We start from the raw sequence: 20,382 nt of genomic DNA on the forward strand, positions 1-20,382 counted from the left end.
TCTGCTCCTAACGGGCGCGGTCCATCAAGTAGCGGACGAGCGTGATCAGAGCCTCGGCCGACGACCGTTCGTCCCGCGCGTCGCAGGTGACGATGGGGGTGTCGTCGAGGAGATCCAGCGCTTCGCGCAGCGCCCTCGCATCACGTATCGACGTACCGTCGAAATGGTTGACCGCGATCGCGTAGTCGAGTCCGTACTGCTCGATCAGGTCGATCACGGCGAAGGAGTCGGCCAGCCGCTCGGGGTCGACCAGCACCAGCGCCCCGAGGGCGCCGCGTGCCATGTCCTCCCACATCTGCACGAAGCGTTGCTGGCCGGGTGTGCCGAAGAGGTACAGCACGACACGGTCGCTGACGGTGAGCCGGCCGAAGTCCATGGCGACCGTGGTGGTGGTCTTGCCCTGGACGCCCTTGAGGTCGTCGATCGCCTCGCCCGCCTGGGTCATCGTCTCCTCGGTGGAGAGCGGCGAGATCTCGGAGATCGACCCGATGAACGTGGTCTTGCCCACCGCGAAGTGCCCGACGACCAGGATCTTCACGGCGGTCTGCGTCTCTCCGCCCGGGACGTACGCCCGTTCATCCAAACTTGGACTGGAGACCATTGAGCACCTCCTCGAGAATCTGCAGGTTGGCGACGGGAGCACGGGTCTCCGGCGGACGGGTGACGAGGTAGCCGGCCTCGGAGAGCGCGGCCAGCAGGATCTTCACCACTCCCACCGGCAGCTGGATGTGTCCCGCGATCTCGGCGACGGAGAGGTAACCGCCGACACACATGCGCAGCAGGTCCTGCTCCTCGGGCGAGAGGCGCGCGGGCCGCTGCTGCTGGTCGGCGACCGCCGTGACCAGAGTGATCAGGGAGAACTGGCTCTCGCCGGGGAGGCTGCGGCCGCCGGTGATGACATACGGCCGCACTAATTCGGCGGCCTCGTGCTCATGCCTGTCGGAGTCGGTCATGGCCCTACCACGCTGCTCTCCCTGGGCGGGGCGGTCATGACCTTGCCCAGCTGGCCGACGAGCTGCTGCATACGGAAGGTGATGTCCGCCATGTCGACGTCGGAGGAGGCCGACACCGCGAGGTAGGCGCCGTCACCGGCCGAGATCAGGAAGATCCAGCCGCCGTCGAACTCGACCAGCGTCTGCTGCCACCGCAGATCCGAGCGGGAGCAGAAGAACGCCAGTGACCGGCTCAGCGACTGCATACCGCTCATCGCGGCGGCGGCCTTGTCCGCGTCGTCCTTGTCCACTCCCTTCGAACGGGCCCTCAGCAACCCGTCGGCGGAGACCAGAACCGCGTGGAGAGCTCCGGGGATCTCCAGGGCGCTGTCAAGCATCCATGAAAGATCGTTGTTCATTGGACCTCGTGCCCTTCGCTGCTTGCGTCAGGGGAGCCGCTCTGCCGCTCTCCCGCCTCCGGGTGTGTGGCGCGACCCGCGTCCGTGCCCTGCTTGAAGGCGGCCATGATCGCTGCCGTGTCCTCGCTGCGGCGCCGCGGCGCCGGGGCGGCGGACGGACCGTTGGAGACCAGGGCCATCGGACGCTTGCGACGCCGCTTGGGCAGACCGTCCTCGGTCGTGCCCACGGGCAGCGAGGACTCGGGGGCGCTGTCGTACACGGAGGGCCTCGCCTCCACGGGAGACGGGACGTCCCGGGGCGCGACCGGTTCCACCGACACCGTCGGTTGCTTGGGCTCCGGCATCGCGGTGAGCAGTTCCTCGGGCAGCAGCACGACCGCCCGCACACCTCCGTAGGGAGAGGTGGAGTCCACCGACACGGTGAAGCCGAACCGCTCGCAGAGCACGCCGATCACGGCGAAGCCGAACTGCGGAGGGTTGCCGAGGCCCGAGACACCCGTGACGCGCTCGCTCGTCAGGAGCTTCTCGGCCCTCGCCTTCTCCTCCTCGTTCATCCCGACACCGGCGTCGTCGACGATGATGCAGACGCCCTTGGGCACGGAGCGGACGTTGATCTCGACGACGGTGTCCGGGCTGGAGTAGCTGGTCGCGTTGTCGAGCAGCTCCGCCAGCGCCAGCGCCACCGGTTCGACGGCCCGGCTGGTGACGCCGAAGTCGACCTTGGACAGGATGTGCGCCCGCTGGAAGTGGCGGATCCGGCCCTGGGCACTGCGGACCACGTCGTAGACCGAGGCCACGTCGCGGTGGCGGCCGAGCCAGCCCTCGCACAGCACGGCGATGGACTGGGCGCGCCGGCCGAACTGCGCGTTCATGTGGTCGATCTCCAGGAGGTCCTGGAGCATGACGGAGTCGCCGTACTTGCGCTGCAGCCCGGAGATGATGCGCTGCTGCTCCGCGGCGAGACCCTGGAGTGTCCGCATGGCGGCCTTCAGAGCCGTCCTGGTCTCACCTTCGGCTTCCTGCTGGGCCGCGCGGACGGAATCCGAGTATTGGCTCTCCAATTCACCGTAGTGATTTCTGAGCCCTGCGATCTCCTGTCGTAATGCTCGCGCCGCCCGTCGCTGACGAATGACCAGGGCGACGGCGGCAAGGGTTACGACAATGAGTGCCCAGAGCGCCGGATTTTGTATGTATTGCGTCATGAGACCCTCTTCAGGCGGCCGATGGCCAGCTACTGAATTTCCGTCAATTCACACAGACCGAAGGCCAGCCACTCCGGGGTTGCCACCCAGGCCTCCACGAATGGCGAGAGGTGCTCCTTTTGCACCTATCCGTCCGTTCGGTAAGTGCGGTGATCGTATCATCACTCGACCTGATGACGGATCGTCAACCTGCCCGGTTCTTGCGCAGGTTGAGCCGTGCGTCACGCATACGAGCGAGGCCGAATAGGGGCTTTGGTCGCGCCTTGAGGTAAATCCACTTCGGCGAGCGCTCCCACCGCCTCGCCGGGCGTCTCCGGCTCGCGATCCCGTCGCGCGACGGGCCCCCGGGAAGTCATGATGAGCCGTAAGCGGATTGTCAGGGGGAGATCGCGCTTGGTGATGAACACGGAGTGTCAGCACGCCGGTTCGGTCGAGTACCGGTCGAGCACGGACTCCCACCCACGACAGGACGACAGACCCGACGCGGCGTGCCGACGATCCGCCGCGTCGACACCACGGAGGCTGTCATGACAGAGAGACAGAGCGGTCCCGTCGGCAGACGGCAGTTCCTGGCCCGGTTCGGAGCCGGGACCCTGGCGCTCGTGGCCGGTTTCGATCTGCTCACCCGCCAGTGGGTGACCGAGGCGGAGGCAGCGGACAGCACGTCCTTCGCCACGGCCCCGCCCCTCGACGGGACGCTCGTGTTCGACGCGGAGTCGCTCGCGGCGAACGCGCACGACCAGGGCAACATCGTGTTCCGGACACCCTGCGCGGTGCTGCGTCCGGGGTCGGTGCAGGACATCGGCAAGATGGTCGGCTTCTGCGCCGACCACGGCATCGAGGTCGCCCCGGCCGGTGCCCACCACGCCATGTTCGGCCAACCGCTCGTGAGCGGTGGCCTGGTCGTCGAGATGCGGTCACTGGACACGATCCACTCGATCGGCACGGCCGGCGCCGATGTCGACGCCGGTGTGCTGTGGAAGGACCTGATCGAGGCGGCGTACGAGGAGGGCCTCACTCCGGCGTCGATCACCAGCTACACCAGGACGACGGTCGGCGGGACCCTCTCCATGGGCGGGATCGGGATGATGTCGTCCTACCGGGTCGGCGCCCAGGTCGACCACGCCCGGCGGCTCCAAGTCGTCACCGGCGAGGGCCGGGCGAGGTGGTGCTCCGGCTCGCAGAACAGCGACCTGTTCGAGGCGGCACTCGCCGGACTCGGGCAGTGCGGCGTCATCACCCGGGCCACCGTCGATCTGGTGCCGGCCAAGCAGTTGGCCCGCACCTACCGGATCGGCTACCCGGACATCCCGACGTTCTTCCAGGACATCCGCATCCTGGCGAACCGGGGCGAGTTCGACTCGCTCGGCAGCATTCCGCAGCCCGGCACGGCACAGCCCCTGGTCCTGTGGGCCACCGTCTTCCACAACCCCGGCGACACCCCCGACGGGTCCCGTCTGCTGCGCGGGCTCAGCCCCGCCGCGGCCTCCGCCGCCTTCGAGGACTACTCCTACCTCGACTACATGTCCCTGGTCACCGACATGTACGACGCGTTCGCGGCGAACCTGGACTGGGACGCGAAGGTCAAGCCCTGGTCGGATCTGTTCCTGCCGGACGGCGCCGTCGAGCAGTACGTCGAGTCGGTGTTCCCGTCGCTGACCTCCGAGGACCTGGGCCCGACCGGCTTCGGCCTCGTCTTCCCGATGCTGCGCTCGAGCTACGGCCGACCGCTGCTGCGGCTGCCCGACGCGACGAGCGGCCCCTGGGTCTGGCTGGTCAGCGTGCTCACCGACGCGGCCCGGTCCGGCCCCGACCCCGAGTTCGCGTCACGGATGGCGGACCGCAACTACCGCTTCTACCAGGACGCGGCGGCCGTCGGCGGAGTGCGCTACCCCCATGGCGCGTGCCCGTTCACGGAGGCCGACTGGCGGGCGCACTACGGCTCGATGTGGCAGAAGTTCACGGCATGGAAGAGCCGCTACGACCCCTCCGGCGTCCTGACTCCCGGCCCGGGCATCTTCTGACCGGCCGGATCCGGCCTGGTCCGCCGCCCTGGGGGGAGTGCGGACCAGGCCCGTCCGCAGGACGGCACCACTCTTTCGTGGGACACCCACCTGGCGGATCGGGAAGGTTCCGGCACCAGTGCCGCGGACTGTCGGGTCCCGTGGTCGGTTCGCGCCTATCGTGGAGAGGCACACCGACGCTCGGCGCCAAGGCAGGCTGGACATGAGGGAACCGCATATCGACTATGCGGAGGTCTTCCGGGCCCTGCCCGGCATGGTGGCTCTGCTCACGCCCGATCTCGTGTACGCCGACGCCAACGACGACTTCCTGCGGCTGGCCGGACGCAGCCGCGAACAGTTGCTCGGGCGCTACATCTTCGACGTCTTCCCCGAGAACCCGAACGACCCGGCCGCGGCCGGTATGCGGGAGACGGAGGCGTCGATGCTGCGCACGGTGTCCACCGGGGAGCGCGACACGATGGCGCTGCTCCGCTACGACATCGAGGACCCGCAGCGGCCCGGCCTCTGGCAGGAGCACTACTGGAGCCCGGTCAACGCCCCCGTCCTGGGCCCCGACGGCAAGGTCGACCTGATCGTGCACCGGGTGGAGGAGGTCACCGAACTCATCCGCGCCCGGGGGGACGCCGGCGGGGACGCTCGGGGCGGTGCGGGCGAGGACAGCCGGGCCCGGGTGCTGGAGGCCGAGCTGTACACCCGCGCCCGGGAACTGCAGGAGGTCAACGAACGGCTGCGCACGGCGCACGCCCACGAGCGTGAGGTGGCCCTGGCGCTGCAGGCGGCGATGCTGCCCTCCCCCGGCCCCACCGGGTCGCACGACGCGGCCGTGCGCTACCGGCCGGCCATCGGCGCGCTGAACGTGTGCGGCGACTGGTACGACCTGGTCGGGCTGGACGGCGAGGGCCTCGCGGTGGCCGTCGGCGACGTCGTCGGCCACGGTCTGGCGGCCGCCTGTGCCATGGGGCAGTTGCGCAGCGCCCTGAGCGGGGCCACACGCGTCGCCGACGGTCCGGCCGAGGCCCTGGAGGCCCTCGACCGCTACGCCCGCTCCGTCGACGGCGCCGAGTCGACCACCGTCGTCACGACCTTCATCGACTGGGACGACCGCACCATCACCTACAGCTGCGCGGGCCATCCGCCGCCCGCGCTGGCGCACCCCGACGGCACCGTCACCTTCCTCGACGGCGCCACCGACCCGCCGCTCGCCGCCCGGCCCGTCCAGGTCCCGCGGCCGCAGGCCCGCACGCCCTTCGTCGAGGGCTCCCTCCTGGTCCTGTACACGGACGGGTTGATCGAGCGCCGCACCGAGAGCATCGACACCGGTCTGGAACGCCTCGCCGAGTCCCTGGCCGACCACCGCGACCTCGACCCCGAGACCCTGGCCGACGCCCTGCTGGCCGATCTGCTGCCGCCCGCCGGCAACACCGACGACACCGCGCTGATCGTCCTGCGGTTGTGACGCGGGCGGGCGGCCCCGGCCCGCCCGCGGCGCTCCTGATGGTTCTCGGCGGCGTCACCTGCCCCAGATCTTCCGGTATCCCTCCTGGTAGCCCGACGGGTTCCAGCTCGTGGCGCCGTCACTGTTGTCGGCCGTGGTGATGTGGACGGGCGCCACATAGCCGCTGGCGGGGCTGCCGGAGAAGGCGCGGTTGAACTCGTCGACGATCTGCCAGCCCTGGAGGGTGAGCGGCTCGGGGACGGTGGCCGCCTGGTACTGGTCGCTGTCGACGCGCTGGAAGGCGGACGGGTCGCCGTCCCCGGCCCCGATGTTGAACGGCGGGCCCGAGCCGTCCTTGCCGGCGGCGCGGAAGGCGGGGGCGGCGTCGGCGAAGTACAGGTCGTTGATGGCGATCGAGTGGGTCCATCGGTCCTGGAAGCGGGAGAGCAGCGAGGAGACCTCGCGGGGCGTACGGCTGCTCGCGTCGGAGATCGGGATGTTCACGTACGCCAGGAGGTCCACGCCCGCGCAGGTGGCGAGTTCGTCCCTGATCAGCTCGGACTTGTTCCTGGCGAAGGGGATCGAGGCGTCGGTGAGGACCACGGCCCCGGCGTCGCCGTTCGAGGTGGAGATGACCCATCGGGCGCTGATCCTCGCCACGTCCTCGACCTGCGTGGTGATGTTGGTGAAGAGAGCGGGGCGCCGGCTGGGGCCGGGGGCGGCGACCGCGTGCCAGCCGATGAGCGGGATGCCGGCCTGCTCGGCCTGTGCGATCTGCTGCGAGGTCGAGTTGGGGTCGAAGCCGCCGATGACGATGCCCGACGGGCGGAGCGTCACGGCCTCGCTCATCGCGGCCTGGATGCCGGCGGGCGTGCCCCCGCCGTCGATCACCCGCAGGTTCCAGCCGATGACCCGCGCGGCTTCCCGTACTCCCTCGGCGGCGCCCGCGACTCCGGGGTTGGTCATGGTCTGGGCGACGTAGACGAGGGTTCTGCCGGTCACGGCTCTGGGCCCGGTGGTCGGGCCGTTCCAGGCGACGTCGTCGCGCTCCGCCCGGCTGACGGCGGCCTCGGCCCTGGCCTGCGCCGCGGGGCAGCCGCTCGTGCCCGTGGCCGAGGACTCCGGGTCGCCGGACGATCCGCGTTCGCAGCCGGCGAGTACGACGGTGGCCGCCGCGGTCAGCAGGACGGTCGCCGCGTAGCGGACCCCGGCCCCGCCGGAGCGGGCCTTGCGGTGGTGGTGCACGAGGACTCCTTGCGGAGGGACGAGCGGGGAAAGGCTGCCGGAAGCCGCTGCCGAGGTGGTCGTGACCGGTGGCTGCGGCGGAGGTGGTCCGCGGTCGGGGAGGAGCGGACGCGGAGGCGCCGCCGGGAGCGGCGGCCGCGCGGGGGGCCGGGGCGAGCGGCCGGGTGGGGTGTCCCGGTCACGGTCCTCGGTCCTTCGGATCGCCGTCCGGAGGCGGTGCGGGCGGCGCGTCCGGTGTCACGGCGGGCGCGGCGCGGCTCGCGAGGACGCCGGTGCGCATCCGGCGGCGGGCGGCGTACCCGGCCAGGCCGACGGCGAGGAGGAGGGTGCCGCCGTGGAACAGGGGCACCGTCCAGAAATCGGCGCCCATCTGGCCGATACCGGTGAGGCCGACGGCGAGGACGGCGACGGCGACGAGGGTGCCCAGGGCGTTGGGGCGGCCCGGTCGGATGGCGGTGGAGCCGAGGAGGGCTCCGACGAAGGCGGGCAGCAGGTAGTCGAGGCCGACGCTCGGATTGCCGATCTGCTGCTGGGCCGCGAGCAGTACCCCCGCGAAGCCGACGATCAGGCCGGACGTGGCGAAGGCACAGACGGTGTAGGTGCGCACGGGGATGCCGACGAGGTCGGCGGCGCGGGGGTTCGATCCGACGACGTACAGGTACCGCCCGATCGGCAGCCGCTCCAGCACCAGCCAGAGGGCGACCGCGAGGGCCAGCACGTAGAAGGCGGGGACCGGAAGACCGAGGAAGGTGGAGGTGTAGAGGTCGGTGAAGGCGGGCGGCAGGCCCTGGGGACCCGGGACGATCCGGCCGCCGTCGGTGATCCAGCCGGTGACGGCGTACATCATGCTGCCGGTGCCGAGGGTGGCGATGAAGGAGTCGATCCGGCCGAACTCCACGATGACGCCGTTGAGGACGCCCACGACCGTCCCTCCGACGATCACGGCGAGGCAGGCGAGCGGCCACGGCCAGTCGGCCTCGGCGACGAGGTGCAGCACCAACACGTGCGCCAGTCCGAGGCCGTAGCCGATGGAGAGGTCGAACGCGCCGGTCACGATCGGGACCATGGCGGCGAGCGCGAGGACGGCGGGGATCGACTGGGTGGAGAGGATCGCGTCGAGGGTGTCCAGGGTGGGGAAGGTGCGCGGCAGGGTCAGGGAGAAGACCAGGACGAGCAGGACGGTGAGGCCGAGGAGGCCGTAGGCACCGATGAGGTGTCCGCCGGAGCCGTCGGGACCGCCTCGGGCGCCGCGCCGGTGCGGCGGACGCGGGCGACGCGGGCGCGGCGTGGGGGGCCGGGCCGTCACGGGTGCGTCGCGGTGCCGGAGGGGGGCATGGCCGAGGCCGCCCGGGTCAGGCCCGCGACCGTGAGCGCCGGGCCGCTCAGCTCGGCCGTCACCGCTCCCCGGACGAAGACCAGGGCGCGCCCGCACACGCCCGCCACCTCCTCGAAGTCGGTGGAGATGAGGAGGACCGCGAGGCCCGCGGACCGTGCCTCGTCCAGGAGGCGGTGGATCGCGGCCTTGGCGCCGACGTCGACGCTCGCCGTCGGTTCCTCCAGGATCAGCAGACGCAGTCCGGTCCGGAGCCAGCGGCCGATCAGTACCTTCTGCTGGTTTCCGCCGGACAGGGTGGCGATGGTCGCCTCGCTGTCACCGGGCCGCACCGAGAACCGTTCGGTCAGGGCGGCGGCCACGGCGCGTTCCCGGCCGGGGGCGATCCAGCGCGGTGGGGGACCGTCGCCCGCGCGGGGGTTGGCCAGGAGGTTCTCCCGTACGGTCAGTTCGGGGAGGCAGCCTTCCCGCAGTCGGTCGCCGGGGACGAGGGCGACGCGGCGGGCCACGGCGTCGGTGACGGACCGGGGTCGGTAGGGGCGGCCGTCGAGCAGGACCCGTCCGCCGAGGAGGGGGCGGGCCCCCGCGAGGGCGCGGCCGAGGTCCGTGTGTCCGGCGCCCGAGAGCCCGACCAGACCGAGGGCCTCGCCGGCACGCAGCTCCAGGTCGACCGGGCCGGTACCGGATGTCCGTACGCCGTCGAGGGCGAGCACCGCCGGGGCGGCCGACGGTGTCGGGGCGGGACCGGGTGCCGGGGCGGCGGGCGGTGCGGGGGCGGCGTGCGGTGTCGGGGCGGGCCGCGGGCCCGCCGGTTCCTCACCGGTGATGTCGCGCACCAGGCGCAGGGGGCTGTGGCCCGCTGTCGAGCCCTGGCTGACGAGACGGCCGTCGCGCAGGACGGCGAAGGTGTCGGCGACCTCGTACACCTCGTCGAGGCGGTGGCTGACGTAGAGGATGCCGTGGCCCCGGTCGCGCAGGGTGCGCAGGACGCGGAAGAGGCGGGCGCAGTCCGCGGCGGGGAGGCGGGCGGTCGGCTCGTCGAGCACGATGAGCCCCGCCCGGGTGGCCAGGGCGCGGCCGATGGCGACCAGCGACCGTTCGGCGGGGGCGAGGCGGGCGACCGGCGCGTCCGGATCCAGGTGGCCGCCGACCAGCGCCAGGGCCTCGGTGCAGCGGTCCCGGGTCCGCCGCCAGGAGATCAGTCCGGCACGGCGCGCGTACCCGGTGCTCAGGGCGATGTTCTCCGCGACCGTCATCCACTCCACGAGTCCGAGGTCCTGGTGGATGAACGACATGCGGTGGGAGGCGGCGTGGCTGCCCAGCGGGTGCCCGTCCACGGTGATCCGGCCCGAGTCGGCGTGGTGGACACCGGCGAGGATCTTGATGAGTGTCGACTTTCCGGCTCCGTTGGGACCGAGGAGCGCGAGCACGCTGCCCGCGTGGACGTCGAGGTCGACCCCGGCCAGTGCCAAGGTTCCGCCGAAACGTTTCGTGAGGCCGCGGACACGCACCAGCGGCTCCGCCCCGCTGGGCGGGGCCGGCTGCGCAGAGGTGTCGTGAGCGTCGTGCACGGACAGCTCCGGGGGGTCGGCCTGGCGAGTTCTTCCCGACTTCGGCTTGCGCCAGCGATGCTAACCGCCCATTTCGCTTTATTCGCGCCTTTCGCCTCATTGGCGACATGTGGTCACGGTCGCCGACCCCAACGGGTCAGAGGGTGGGCCGCCGTGCTCGCCTCAGCCCTCGTCGAGCCCGCATTCGGCCCAGATGACCTTGCCCTCCGGGGTGTAGCGCGTGCCCCAGCTCTGCGAGAGCTGGGCGACGAGGAACAGGCCGCGCCCGCCCTCGTCGGTGGTGGCCGCCCGGCGCAGGTGCGGTGCGGTGCTGCTGGTGTCGGCGACCTCGCAGATCAGGGAGCGGTCACGGAGCAGCCGTACCCGGATGGGCCCGGCGCCGTGGCGGATCGCGTTGGTGATCAGCTCGCTGAGCACCAGTTCGGCGGCGAACGCGGCCTCGTCGATCCCCCAGTCGGCCAGTTGCCGGAGGGCTCCGGCGCGGACCTCGCTGACGCGGGCCGGGTCGGCGGGCAGCTCCCAGGTGGCGACGCTGCGCGGGTCGAAGGCGTGGGTGCGGGCGACGAGCAGGGCGATGTCGTCGCCGGGGTGGGGGGACGCGACGCTCTCCAGGACCAGCCGGCAGGTCTCCTCCGGGGTGTGCTCGGGGTGGGCCAGGGCTGCGCGCAACTGGTCGAGCACCACGTCGACGTCGCGTTCGCGGTCCTCGATGAGGCCGTCGGTGTAGAGGACCAGGGTGCTGCCCTCGGGCAGATGGACGTCGACGGCCTCGAAGGGCAGGCCGCCGAGGCCGAGCGGGGGTCCGGCGGGCAGTTCGGGGAAGGACACGGTGCCGTCGGGCTGGACCAGGGCCGGCGGCGGGTGGCCGGCGCGGGCCAGGGTGCACTGCTGCGAGGTCGGGTCGTAGACGGCGTACAGACAGGTCGCGCCGATGATGCCACCGCCGTCGGAGACGGGGTCCTCGCGATCCAGCCGTCCCACGAGGTTGTCGAGGTGGGTGAGGACCTCGTCGGGCGGGAAGTCGAGTTCGGCGAAGCTGCGGGCGGCCGTGCGGACGCGGCCCATGGTGGCGGCGGACAGCATGCCGTGGCCGACGACGTCGCCGACGAAGAGGCCGATCCTGGTCCCGGAGAGCGGGATGACGTCGTACCAGTCGCCGCCGACGTCGGATTCGGCGGGCAGATACCGGTGGGCGACCTCCACGGAGTCCCGGTCGGGCAGTCCTTGCGGGAGCAGGCTGCGCTGCAGGGCGAGGACCATGGTGCGTTCGCGGGTGTAGCGCCGGGCGTTGTCGATCGACAGGGCGGCGCGGGTGGCGAGTTCCTGCGCCAGTGAGCGGTCGTCGTCCCCGAAGGGGGTGGGGTCCTGGGCCCGGTAGAAGGCGGCGACGCCCAGGACGACCCCTCGGGCGACCAGGGGCACCGCGATGAGGGAGTGGACGTGGCCCAGCAGCCGCTCGGTGTGCTCGGGGTCCTGCGCGAGCCAGCCGGCGGCCGTCCTCAGGTCCGGTTCCAGCACGGCCTCGCCATTGGTCAGGCAGCGCAGCTGCGGGACGGTCGGGCCGTAGTCGACCTGCTTGCCGACCGGGCTGAAGGGGAGGTCGTCCCGGATGCCGTGGACCACCGTGCGCCGCAGGTCGCTCCGGGGGTCCGCCGCCTCCTCGCCCCGCAGCACGGGCTCGGCCAGATCGATGGTGACGAAGTCGGCGAGGCGCGGCACCGCCGTCTCGGCGAGCTCCTGGGCGGTGCGGCGCACGTCCAGGGTGGTGCCGATCCGGGCGCTGGCCTCGGACAGCAGCTCCAGCCGGCGGCGCGCGGCCAGGGCGTAGCCGCCGACATGGGGCTCCCCCACCATCAGAAGACCCCTCTCCGGCGCCGGGGAGCCGGGACGGCCGCCCGGGACGCCGTCGGCGGCGGGCGGAACGACGGGGGCGGCGGGCGGAACGACGGGGGCGGGCGTGGGGCCGTCGGCCGTGGGCGAGCCGTCGGCGGCCAGGGCCTCCGCCGGGGCGGCGGTGGGGCGGCTCCCGGCAGTGAGGCCGTCGACACCCGTCCCGGTCCTGCCGGGGGACGTGGCTTCACGCGGGTGACCGGGGACCGGCACGGCGGAGAGTGGGCCGGAGGCCTCGACGAGGGGGGCGTTCCGGACGCGGTGGACCATCGAGGGGTCGACGGGCGCGAGGGGAGCGACGGGGCTCGCGGACCCGGCGGTGAGGCTCGGCACCGGCTCGATCCGGCGTGGCGCGGTGAACACCTCGGGCCGGGAGGAGTCGTGCGGGACGGCCTCGACGGCGACGCCCTCCACCCCGGAGGCACTCGTCATCGGGCGGCTCACGAGCGTGACGCGGCGGCCGTCCGTGAGGGCCACCTCGACGGCTGCCCGCTGCGCCCGCGAGATCAGCTCGGCGGCCTTCTCCAGGAGGGTCACCCGGTCGGCGGGGCGCAGCCCGAGGGCCAGTTCGTCGACGCCGATGGTGCGGAGCGGGCCCGCGCCCACCTCGTCCCCCGCGTTCAGATACGCCCGCAGCAGGGAGCGCTCGCGTGCGGAGCTCTGCCCGAGGAGCCGCCGCTCGATGGCCGCGGCGGCCTTGCGGATCACGGTGGAGAGTGCCGGGTTCTCGAAGCCGCGCGGATATCCGAAGCACAGGACGCCCTCGATCCGCCCGCTGAGCGGGTCGCGGACGGGGAGCGCGCGGCAAGCGCTGCCCTGGGAGCGCTCGGCGAAGTGCTCGGCGCCGTAGACCCTGATGAGTCGCCGTTCCGCCAGGGCCAGACCGATGCCGTTGGTGCCGGCGAACCGCTCGGCGAACACGAATCCCGGCACGGTCTGGATGTCAGGGAGCGCTCTGGCCAGGGACGCCTCGCCGAAGCGGCGCAGCAGTACCGTGCCGTTCGCGTCGGCGACGGAGATGTTCATGGCGCTGCCGGCGAACCTGGACTCCAGCCGGTCCAGCACCGGCGCGGCGGCACGGGCGACCCGGCCGTCGCGGTCGAAGTCGTCCCGGAAGGGAGGGTCGGAGCGGTCCGGCAAGAGCCCCAGGGAGCGGCAACGCCGCCAGGAGTCGAGGATCGAGGCGCGCACGCCCGACTCCAGCGGCTCGCCCTGCAGGAACCGCTCACGGAAAAGGGTGGGGCCCGTGCCGTCTGTCGCACGCCCCGTGGGTATCGGCTCGCCGTCGGACCGCACCACGCTGGCCTCACTCGCGCCCTGGACAATCCGCTTATCGGAAATATCTGACATTGACGAGGATAAGGGCATCAGCAACACGAGTCACGGTTCACGGGTTGCCTCACCCACGGTGACCGGGCGGGGCCGGTCCGGTGGACAAGCGTCGGGTCCGGCTCACAGGACGGCGACCGGGTTGACGGGCGAACCGGTGCCGCCCGGGACGTTCAGCGGGGCCACGACGAGCAGGAACTCGTACCGCCCCGCCTCGGCGGTCGCGCCGGCGAGCGCCTCCAGGTCCAGGTTGTCCAGCAGCGGCACCCCCATCGCGGCCACCGCCAGGGCGTGCACCGGCGAGTGCACGCCCGCCACGGGCGACGGCCGCACATCGCTGTCCCCGTCCCCGCCGAGCAGCGCGACCCCCCGCTCGGCCAGCAGGGGTACGGCGTCCACATGGAACCCCGCGCTCGCCGTGGCGGGGTCCCAGGCGCCCAGTTCCGCGCGGCGGCGGACGTGTCCGGAGCGCAGCAGCACCGCGTCGCCCTCGCCGATCGTCACGCCGAGCGCCTCCTCCGCGGCACGGACGTCCCCGGCGCGCACCGCGTGCCCCGGCTCCAGCCAGGGGACGCCGAGCACGGCGGGGAGGTCCAGGAGGACCCCTCTCGTGACGAGGGGGCCGAGCGCCGCCACCGAGCCGAAGCGGGCACCCGCGGCGTCGACGTTCTCGCGGGCCGGCCTGCCGTCGTAGAGCAGTCCCGCGTAGGCGATGTGACTCAGGGCGTCGAGATGGGTGACGCCCTTGCCGTGGTAGTCGGCGGCGATGAAGTCCTTGTGGGTCGTGGGCTCGGGACCCTCCACGTCCCCGAGGTCGGTCATGTGGTGCAAGGCGGGCTTGCGGTTGTCCGGGCCCGAGCGGGTGTTCCAGGGCAGCGCCATCGGGACGACCACGCCGGACCTCACCAGTCCGACGGCCCGCCGCACGTGGTCCCCGGTCACCCGGTTCCACGCGCCACGATCGGCCCGGTCCCAGCGCCCCCAGGTGCGGACCGCTTCGAAGAGTGCGTCGAACTCCTCGCGGGAGACGGTGGGCCGCGCGCTCATACGTCCTCGCTGTTCGGGTCGACACCAGGCCGGCAGGGCGCGGGCACGGCGCCCCGTAAGCACCTTATGGCCGTGTCGCGCGCCGCGGCGATCGGGCTGTGCGAGGAGAAGTCGCTCGGGTGGCACAGGGGCAGGAGGGCGGGCAGCGCCACGGCGGCGGAGTGCGGATGCGCCACCACGACCCCCGGGCGCCCCGTCGTCGCCCGGGTCGCCGGGGCGGCGCCCGGTGTCTCAGATGCCTCCGCCCACGCCGGTGTCGGCCCAGCCGAGCGGGTACGGCTCCGCGTCGTCCGTCGCCGGGGCCACAGGTTCCCCGCCCGCCGCGTTGAACGCGGTCAACGCGTCGACGAGCGCCGCCCGTTGCCTCGGGGCGAGACGCTCGACCACCGTGGCGAGTTCGGCGCGCCGCCGGACCGTGACCTCCTCGACGGCGCGCCGGCCCTCGTCGGTGAGGCGGAGCAGGGTCTCGCGGCGGTTGTCGGGGTTGGTCTGCCGGTCGGCGAGCCCGGCGGCGATCAGCCGGTCGACCATGCGCATCGCGGTGGACGGGGCGACCTGGAGCTGATCGGCGAGTACGACGAGCTTCGTGGCGCCTCGTACGGACAGCACCACCAGCATCCGGAACTGCGGCAGCGTCACCCGCTCCTCGACGGCGGCGAGTGACCGTGCGGAGATCGCGACCAACAGCCGCGACGCGGTGAGCACCGCGCGCGTCACCTCATCGACGTCGTCCGCGCCACCCGTCGGCCCATCGCGTTCAGTCATGGTCTCTTTCTATCCCGCCGTGCTGTGGTGACCGGCCGTGGATCCGCACAGATTTTCCCTCCTCATGACCGAGGCGGGCCCGCCTCTCAGGACGGGAAGGGTTCCTGGACGACGTCCAGGCCCTGTTGAATGCTTGATTCAGCAGCTCTAGCCTCTTTCGATGGCTTCAATCACCTCTTTCCTCCCACGCTCCCTGCGCCTCCCGTGGGCGCTGTTGCTGGCCCTGAGCCTGAGCCTCCCCTCGCTGCCGTCCGCTGCCGCCGCCGCACCGTCCGCCCCGAAGACCCCGTCGGTGCCCGAGGTCTGGCCGACGCCCCGCCAGATCGAGGGCGACGGACGCCGGCTCCCCGTTCCCGACCGGGTGGTGGAGGTCGTCGGACCCGGCACCGACCCCTCCGCGCGCCGCGTCGTCGAGGCCGCCTTGCGAGCCGCCGGGGCCGACCGGATCGTCACCGTGCCGGCCGGGAAGCGCCCGCCGCCCGCCGGACTCACCGTCTACGTCGGCGGTCCCGACGAGAACCCGGCGACCGAGGGCGCGTTGCGGCGGCTCGGCGTCGGATCCCCGGCCGGGCTGCCTCCCGAGGGGTACGTCCTGGCCTCCGGCCGCGGCGCCGGCCGTACCCTGCTGGCGCTCTCCGGCGCCGACACCACCGGCACGTTCTACGCCGCCCAGACCCTGCGCCAGCTCCTCACCGGCGGCCACCTGCCCGAGGTGACCGTCCGCGACTGGCCCACGGCCGCGCTGCGCGGTGTCATCGAGGGTTTCTACGGCACCCCGTGGTCCCACGCCGAACGGCTGAGCCAACTCGACTTCTACGGCCGCACCAAGCAGAACGTGTACGTGTACTCCCCCAAGGACGACCCGTATCTGCGGGAACGGTGGCGCGACGAGTACCCGGCCGACCGGCTCGCCCAGCTGCGCGAACTCGTCGAGCGGGCCACCGCCGACCACGTCCGCCTCACCTACGCCCTCTCGCCCGGCCTGTCGGTCTGCTACTCCTCGGACGGTGACAGCACCGCGCTGGTCCGCAAGTTCGCCTCGCTGTACGACATCGGTGTGCGGTCCTTCGCGATCCCGCTGGACGACATCAGCTACACCGAGTGGAACTGCGCGGCGGACGAGGAGCGTTTCGGCAGCGGGGGCGGGGCCGCCGGCGCGGCTCAGGCGCATCTGCTGAACCGGGTGTGGGAGGAGTTCTCCGCCGGCCGTCCCGGGCTCGATCCGCTGGAGATGGTCCCCACCGAGTACTCGGACCTCGCGGACACCCCGTACAAGAAGGCGCTGCGCGAGTGGTTGGACCCGGACGTGGTGGTGGAGTGGACCGGTGTCGGGGTGATCGCGCCGACGATCACCGCCGCGCAGCTGCGGCAGGCCCGTGAGGTCTACGGGCATCCGGTCCTGGTCTGGGACAACTACCCGGTCAACGACTACGTCACCAGCCGTCTCCTGCTCGGCCCCTACACGGGCCGGGAGGCCGGTGTGGCGCGGGAGTCCGTCGGTGTCACCGCCAACCCGATGGTGCAGGCCGAGGCGAGCAGGCTCGCGCTGTTCACGTCGGCGGCCTACCTGTGGAACGCGGACGCGTACGACCCCCGGGCCGCCTTCCTCGCCTCCGTCCGGGACCTGGCGGGGCCGGACGCCGCGGGATGGCTGCGGATCTTCGCCGAGAACAGCTACTCCTCCCCGCTCGACGCCACCGAGTCCCCCACGCTGGCGGGGCTCCTCGCCGCCTTCCACGAGGCGTACGAGAAGGACAGCGGCCTCGACGGGGCCACGGCCGCGCTGCGGTCGTACTTCACGGACATGGCCGCCACGCCCGCGCGGTTGCGCGCGCTGCTCGCCAACCCCGGTTTCCTCGAGGAGACTTCGCCCTGGCTGGACAAGCTCGGCTCCTACGGCACCGCCGGGCTGACCGCCGTCGACCTGCTGCTGGCCGGCAAGCGGGGCGACGCCGACGCGGTGTCGACGTACTGGAACAGGCTGCGGAGCGAGCGCAAGGCACTGGACGCGATACCGCAGCAGGTGGCGCCGGGGGTGATGGACCAGTTCCTGTACCGGGCGATGCTCCAGCACGCGCCCGACCCCGGCGTCGACGCCTCCTTCGTCCCGGGTTCGCTCTCCGTGGAGCCGGGGGCGTCCGAGACGGTGGAGCTCCGCTTCTCCGGTGAGGCGGGCCGTACGGTCGGCTGGAAGCTCGACGTGCCGGACGGTGTCACCGCCTCGCCCGCCGAGGGAACCGTGACCGTGCCGGCCGGAGGCGGCGCGTCCGTCGACGTCACCCTGACCGGTGCCAGCGAGGGCGTGCACTCCGTGGTGGTGTCCGGCTCGGGCGTGCTCGGCCGGGCGCTCCCGGTGCGGGTCACCGACGGGGAGGGCACACCCAGGGCGTTGACGGCCAACTTCAGTGGGGCGTCGGTCAGTTCCGTCGATCTGTCCTCCGGCAGGAGCACGGAGATCGCCGTGGGCGCCAACCCGGGAGAGGTGGTCGTGAGCGCCGACGGGCGCACCGCCTACGCCGCGAACCAGGGCGCGAACTCGGTGAGCGTCATCGACGTGGCCGGCGGCGAGGTCACCGCCACGGTCGCGGTGGGCCGGGTCCCCGCCGGGCTCGCGCTCACCCCGGACGGCGGCACCCTGTGGGTCGCCAACTACACGGACGGCACGGTGCAGCCGGTGGACACGGGCACGTTGCGGGCGGGCGCGACGATCACGGTCGGGTCGGGGCCCGAGAACATGGCGGTCACCCCGGACGGGCGGACGCTGTACGTGGCGAACATCCACGACAACACCGTCTCGCCGGTCGACCTCACGACCCGGAGGGCGGGGGCGGCGATCCCGGTCGGGCCCCGCCCCTTCAACGTCGTCGCCGCGCCGGACGGGAAGACGGTGTACGTGTCCAACTCCGGCGGCTCGACGGTCACTCCGATCGACACCGCGAGCAACGACACCGAGCCGACGCTGCTCGTCTCCGGTCAGGCGTACGGGCTCGGGCTGTCACCGGACGGGCGGACGCTGTGGGTGAGCCCGAGCACCGGGGACTACGTCACGCCCGTCGACACGGTGACGGGTGCGCCCGGCAGGCGGATCACTGTCGGGAGGTCAGCCTTCGACGTCGGCCTGGACTGGGACGGCGGCACGGCCTACGTCACCGCGGCCGACGGGAACGAGCTGGTGCCGGTCGACACCGCGACCGGCACCGCGGGGGCGCCGCTGACGACCGGCGCCTATCCGCTGGCGGTCGCGCTGACCCCCGTACCGGTGTCCTAGGCCCCGCCGAGGATCAACTGGCGGTACGCCGGATGCGGCCGGCGTACCGCTTCTCCAGTTCCAGGTTGCCCTCGAAGCCGCCGGGCACGTTGGCCGAGACGTAGACCGGGGGGCGGTCGCCGGAGGCGAGGAGCTGGGCGGCGGCCTCGGCCACGGTCATCTGGACGAGCATCACGCCGGTGAGGGTGGAGAGCGCGCAGACGGCGCCGCCGCCCGGCAGCTCCAGCAGGGCGTCGCCGCGTGGGGCCGCGTTGTCGAGGACGACGTCGGCGAGGTCGGCGAGCTTCTTGCCGCTGGGGTGGGTGGCGGGGACGGAGTGGGTGTGGGCGAGGGAGGTGAGCGCGAGCAGGCGGTGGCCGCGTTCCTTGGCGTGCAGGGCCATCTCGACGATGACGTTGTTGACGCCGGAGTTGGAGACGACGACGAAGAGGTCCTGGGGGCGGGGGGCGGCCAGCTCGTAGAGGCGGACCGCTATGCCGGGCTCGCGTTCGAGCAACGGGTCGTCGAGGCCGCTGGGGTGGTCACCGCCGAAGAGGACGAGGTCGGCCATCTGGATCCGGTTGGTGGGCACGAAGCCGCCCGCGCGGCCGGCGAGTTCCAGGACCAGGGCCTGGGAGTGGCCGGTGCCGAAGGCCTGGACGACGCCGTCCGCGCGGACGCAGTCGGCGATCAGCGCGGCGGCGGCGCTCACGTCGGCGCGCGCGGACTCGGTGAGACGGTGCAGGACGGCCAGGCCCTCGCGCGCGAAGCGGTCGGCGCTCACCGGCTCGGTCACGGACTCGTTGGTGGACTCGACGGACACCTGAGACTCCCCACTGGTGGATTGAACCACCCCGTACACACCTATCAGTGAATCACTGAATCACAGGCTCCGCGGGGAGGGCAATGGCGCAGTTCACCCCGGGTGCGGTAGCAAAGACCCGGTCCTGGTATTCAGCCGCTGCGCCAACGGGTGGCTGATACCTTCTCTGCATGCCCTCGACCGATGTCACCACCCTGATCCGCACCGAGCTGCCCCGGCTGGCCGGCTCCCTGCGGAAGGTCGGCGAGCTGATCCTGGAGGATCCGGCCGCCGTCACCCACTGCTCGGCCGCTGAGCTGGGCCGGCGCACCGGCACCTCCCAGGCCACCGTGACCCGCTTCTGCCGGGCCGTCGGCCTCGACTCCTATCAGCACCTGCTGATCGAGCTGGCCCAGGAGCGCGGCCGGGGCGAGTCGTCCGAGTGGGGCAGCGCCGAGATCGGGCCGGACATCTCCCCCGACGACAGCCTGGAGCGGGTCGTCCAGGTCGTCGGCACCGCCGATCTGCGGGCGATCCAGCAGACCATCGACCGGATCGACCTGGACTCCGTGGAGCGAGCGGCGCAGGCCGTGGCCCGCGCGCGACGCACGGACGTGTACGGCGTCGGCGGCAGCGGCGCGGTCGCCCAGGAGACGGAGACCCGGCTGTTCCGCATCGGCTGCGCGGTGCGCGGCTGGACCGAGGTGCACGCGGCGACCACCTCGGCCGCCCTGCTCACCCCGGCCGACGTGGCGATCGGCATCTCCCACTCCGGCGCCACCCGGGAGGTGATCGAGCCGTTCGAGCTGGCCAGGGAGCGCGGTGCCACCACCGTCGCCCTGACCGCCGACTCCCGCTCACCGCTGGCTCGCGCCGCCGACATCCGGCTGATCTCCTCCTCGTCCGAGACCAGCTTCCGCACCGGCAGCATCGGCGCCCGCCACTCCGTGCTGATGCTCATCGACTGCCTCTACGTCCGCGTCGGCCAGCTCTCCTACCAGCGGGCGAGCGCCTCCCTGGCGCTGACCGACCACATCGCGGGGGCACACGCGGTGAAGTCCCGGCGCAGCCGCTGACCGGGGCGCCGGCACGGCCGCATCGACGGCCGACCTGCATGGATGAATCAACCAATATTCCGTTG

15 protein-coding genes are annotated in these 20,382 nt (G+C 72.5%); 4 read left to right on the forward strand and 11 right to left on the reverse strand.

Translation table 11 applies throughout. From position 1 onward, the window contains the following. Positions 1-7: 7 nt before the first annotated feature. From RM704_RS32165 to RM704_RS32180, 4 genes are read right to left on the reverse strand one after another with little or no spacing between them, the layout of a single operon-like run. Positions 8-601 carry a GTP-binding protein gene (locus RM704_RS32165; RefSeq protein WP_013005331.1) on the reverse strand — a complete coding sequence of 198 codons (594 nt, stop codon included), beginning with the start codon at positions 599-601 and terminating at the stop codon, positions 8-10. Continuing rightward, the gene (locus RM704_RS32170; RefSeq protein ID WP_033530861.1) at positions 576-953 is read right to left on the reverse strand and encodes a DUF742 domain-containing protein; all 378 of its coding nucleotides are present in this window, start codon (positions 951-953) and stop codon (positions 576-578) included. Before RM704_RS32170 ends, RM704_RS32165 begins: the two co-directional genes overlap by 26 nt. Beyond that, the gene (locus RM704_RS32175) at positions 950-1,351 is read right to left on the reverse strand and encodes a roadblock/LC7 domain-containing protein (protein ID WP_033530860.1); all 402 of its coding nucleotides are present in this window, start codon (positions 1,349-1,351) and stop codon (positions 950-952) included. Before RM704_RS32175 ends, RM704_RS32170 begins: the two co-directional genes overlap by 4 nt. Continuing rightward, positions 1,348-2,553 (reverse strand): sensor histidine kinase, encoded by a 1,206-nt coding sequence (locus RM704_RS32180; protein WP_033530859.1) that lies wholly within the window; start codon positions 2,551-2,553, stop codon positions 1,348-1,350. Before RM704_RS32180 ends, RM704_RS32175 begins: the two co-directional genes overlap by 4 nt. 527 nt (positions 2,554-3,080) lie before the next feature. Here RM704_RS32180 and RM704_RS32185 point away from each other — a divergent pair. Both RM704_RS32185 and RM704_RS32190 read left to right on the forward strand, forming a co-directional pair. Continuing rightward, positions 3,081-4,577: an FAD-binding protein gene (locus RM704_RS32185; RefSeq protein ID WP_033531082.1), complete on the forward strand. Its 1,497-nt coding sequence runs from the start codon at positions 3,081-3,083 to the stop codon at positions 4,575-4,577. 202 nt (positions 4,578-4,779) lie between these two features. Then, complete coding sequence (locus RM704_RS32190) at positions 4,780-6,033, forward strand: PP2C family protein-serine/threonine phosphatase (RefSeq protein WP_033530858.1); 1,254 nt, start codon at positions 4,780-4,782, stop codon at positions 6,031-6,033. A 54-nt stretch (positions 6,034-6,087) separates the two neighbouring features. Here the strand turns inward: RM704_RS32190 and RM704_RS32195 are convergent, their stop codons facing one another. From RM704_RS32195 to RM704_RS32220, 6 genes are all read right to left on the reverse strand, one after another. Beyond that, positions 6,088-7,257 carry a substrate-binding domain-containing protein gene (locus RM704_RS32195; protein WP_033530857.1) on the reverse strand — a complete coding sequence of 390 codons (1,170 nt, stop codon included), beginning with the start codon at positions 7,255-7,257 and terminating at the stop codon, positions 6,088-6,090. Positions 7,258-7,435: 178 nt separating this feature from the next. Further along, entirely contained in the window at positions 7,436-8,563 is a 1,128-nt protein-coding gene (locus RM704_RS32200; RefSeq protein ID WP_033530856.1) for an ABC transporter permease, read from the reverse strand. Further along, complete coding sequence (locus RM704_RS32205; protein ID WP_033530855.1) at positions 8,560-10,161, reverse strand: sugar ABC transporter ATP-binding protein; 1,602 nt, start codon at positions 10,159-10,161, stop codon at positions 8,560-8,562. Before RM704_RS32205 ends, RM704_RS32200 begins: the two co-directional genes overlap by 4 nt. Positions 10,162-10,323: 162 nt before the next feature. Beyond that, on the reverse strand, positions 10,324-13,350 hold the full coding sequence (locus RM704_RS32210) for a SpoIIE family protein phosphatase (protein WP_033530854.1): 3,027 nt from the start codon (positions 13,348-13,350) through the stop codon (positions 10,324-10,326). A 153-nt stretch (positions 13,351-13,503) separates the two neighbouring features. After that, positions 13,504-14,427: a cyclase family protein gene (locus RM704_RS32215; RefSeq protein ID WP_033530853.1), complete on the reverse strand. Its 924-nt coding sequence runs from the start codon at positions 14,425-14,427 to the stop codon at positions 13,504-13,506. Between the two features lie 231 nt (positions 14,428-14,658). Then, a complete protein-coding gene (locus RM704_RS32220) occupies positions 14,659-15,192 on the reverse strand; it encodes a MarR family winged helix-turn-helix transcriptional regulator (RefSeq protein WP_033530852.1) in 534 nt (177 codons plus the stop codon). 160 nt (positions 15,193-15,352) lie between these two features. Between RM704_RS32220 and RM704_RS32225 the strand changes: the two genes are divergently transcribed. Beyond that, the gene (locus RM704_RS32225; protein WP_052146387.1) at positions 15,353-18,460 is read left to right on the forward strand and encodes a beta-N-acetylglucosaminidase domain-containing protein; all 3,108 of its coding nucleotides are present in this window, start codon (positions 15,353-15,355) and stop codon (positions 18,458-18,460) included. A gap of 13 nt (positions 18,461-18,473) precedes the next feature. Here RM704_RS32225 and RM704_RS32230 read toward each other — a convergent pair whose 3' ends face one another. Further along, a complete protein-coding gene (locus tag RM704_RS32230; RefSeq protein WP_052146386.1) occupies positions 18,474-19,262 on the reverse strand; it encodes a sugar isomerase domain-containing protein in 789 nt (262 codons plus the stop codon). A 170-nt stretch (positions 19,263-19,432) separates the two neighbouring features. Here RM704_RS32230 and RM704_RS32235 point away from each other — a divergent pair, with 170 nt between their 5' ends. Next, a complete protein-coding gene (locus tag RM704_RS32235) occupies positions 19,433-20,317 on the forward strand; it encodes a MurR/RpiR family transcriptional regulator (RefSeq protein WP_033530851.1) in 885 nt (294 codons plus the stop codon). Positions 20,318-20,382: the final 65 nt, after the last annotated feature.

This window comes from Streptomyces gottesmaniae (assembly GCF_031845845.1).
In the GTDB taxonomy this organism is placed as follows: domain Bacteria; phylum Actinomycetota; class Actinomycetes; order Streptomycetales; family Streptomycetaceae; genus Streptomyces; species Streptomyces akebiae.

Excerpts from the sequence above, each read along its gene's own strand:
- RM704_RS32165 (WP_013005331.1), bottom strand. The coding sequence starts at position 601 with ATGGTCTCCAGTCCAAGTTTGGATGAACGGGCGTACGTCCCGGGCGGA.
- RM704_RS32170 (WP_033530861.1), bottom strand. The coding sequence starts at position 953 with ATGACCGACTCCGACAGGCATGAGCACGAGGCCGCCGAATTAGTGCGG.
- RM704_RS32175 (WP_033530860.1), bottom strand. The coding sequence starts at position 1,351 with ATGAACAACGATCTTTCATGGATGCTTGACAGCGCCCTGGAGATCCCC.
- RM704_RS32180 (WP_033530859.1), bottom strand. The coding sequence starts at position 2,553 with ATGACGCAATACATACAAAATCCGGCGCTCTGGGCACTCATTGTCGTA.
- RM704_RS32185 (WP_033531082.1), top strand. The coding sequence starts at position 3,081 with ATGACAGAGAGACAGAGCGGTCCCGTCGGCAGACGGCAGTTCCTGGCC.
- RM704_RS32190 (WP_033530858.1), top strand. The coding sequence starts at position 4,780 with ATGAGGGAACCGCATATCGACTATGCGGAGGTCTTCCGGGCCCTGCCC.
- RM704_RS32215 (WP_033530853.1), bottom strand. The coding sequence starts at position 14,427 with ATGAGCGCGCGGCCCACCGTCTCCCGCGAGGAGTTCGACGCACTCTTC.
- RM704_RS32220 (WP_033530852.1), bottom strand. The coding sequence starts at position 15,192 with ATGACTGAACGCGATGGGCCGACGGGTGGCGCGGACGACGTCGATGAG.
- RM704_RS32225 (WP_052146387.1), top strand. The coding sequence starts at position 15,353 with ATGGCTTCAATCACCTCTTTCCTCCCACGCTCCCTGCGCCTCCCGTGG.
- RM704_RS32235 (WP_033530851.1), top strand. The coding sequence starts at position 19,433 with ATGCCCTCGACCGATGTCACCACCCTGATCCGCACCGAGCTGCCCCGG.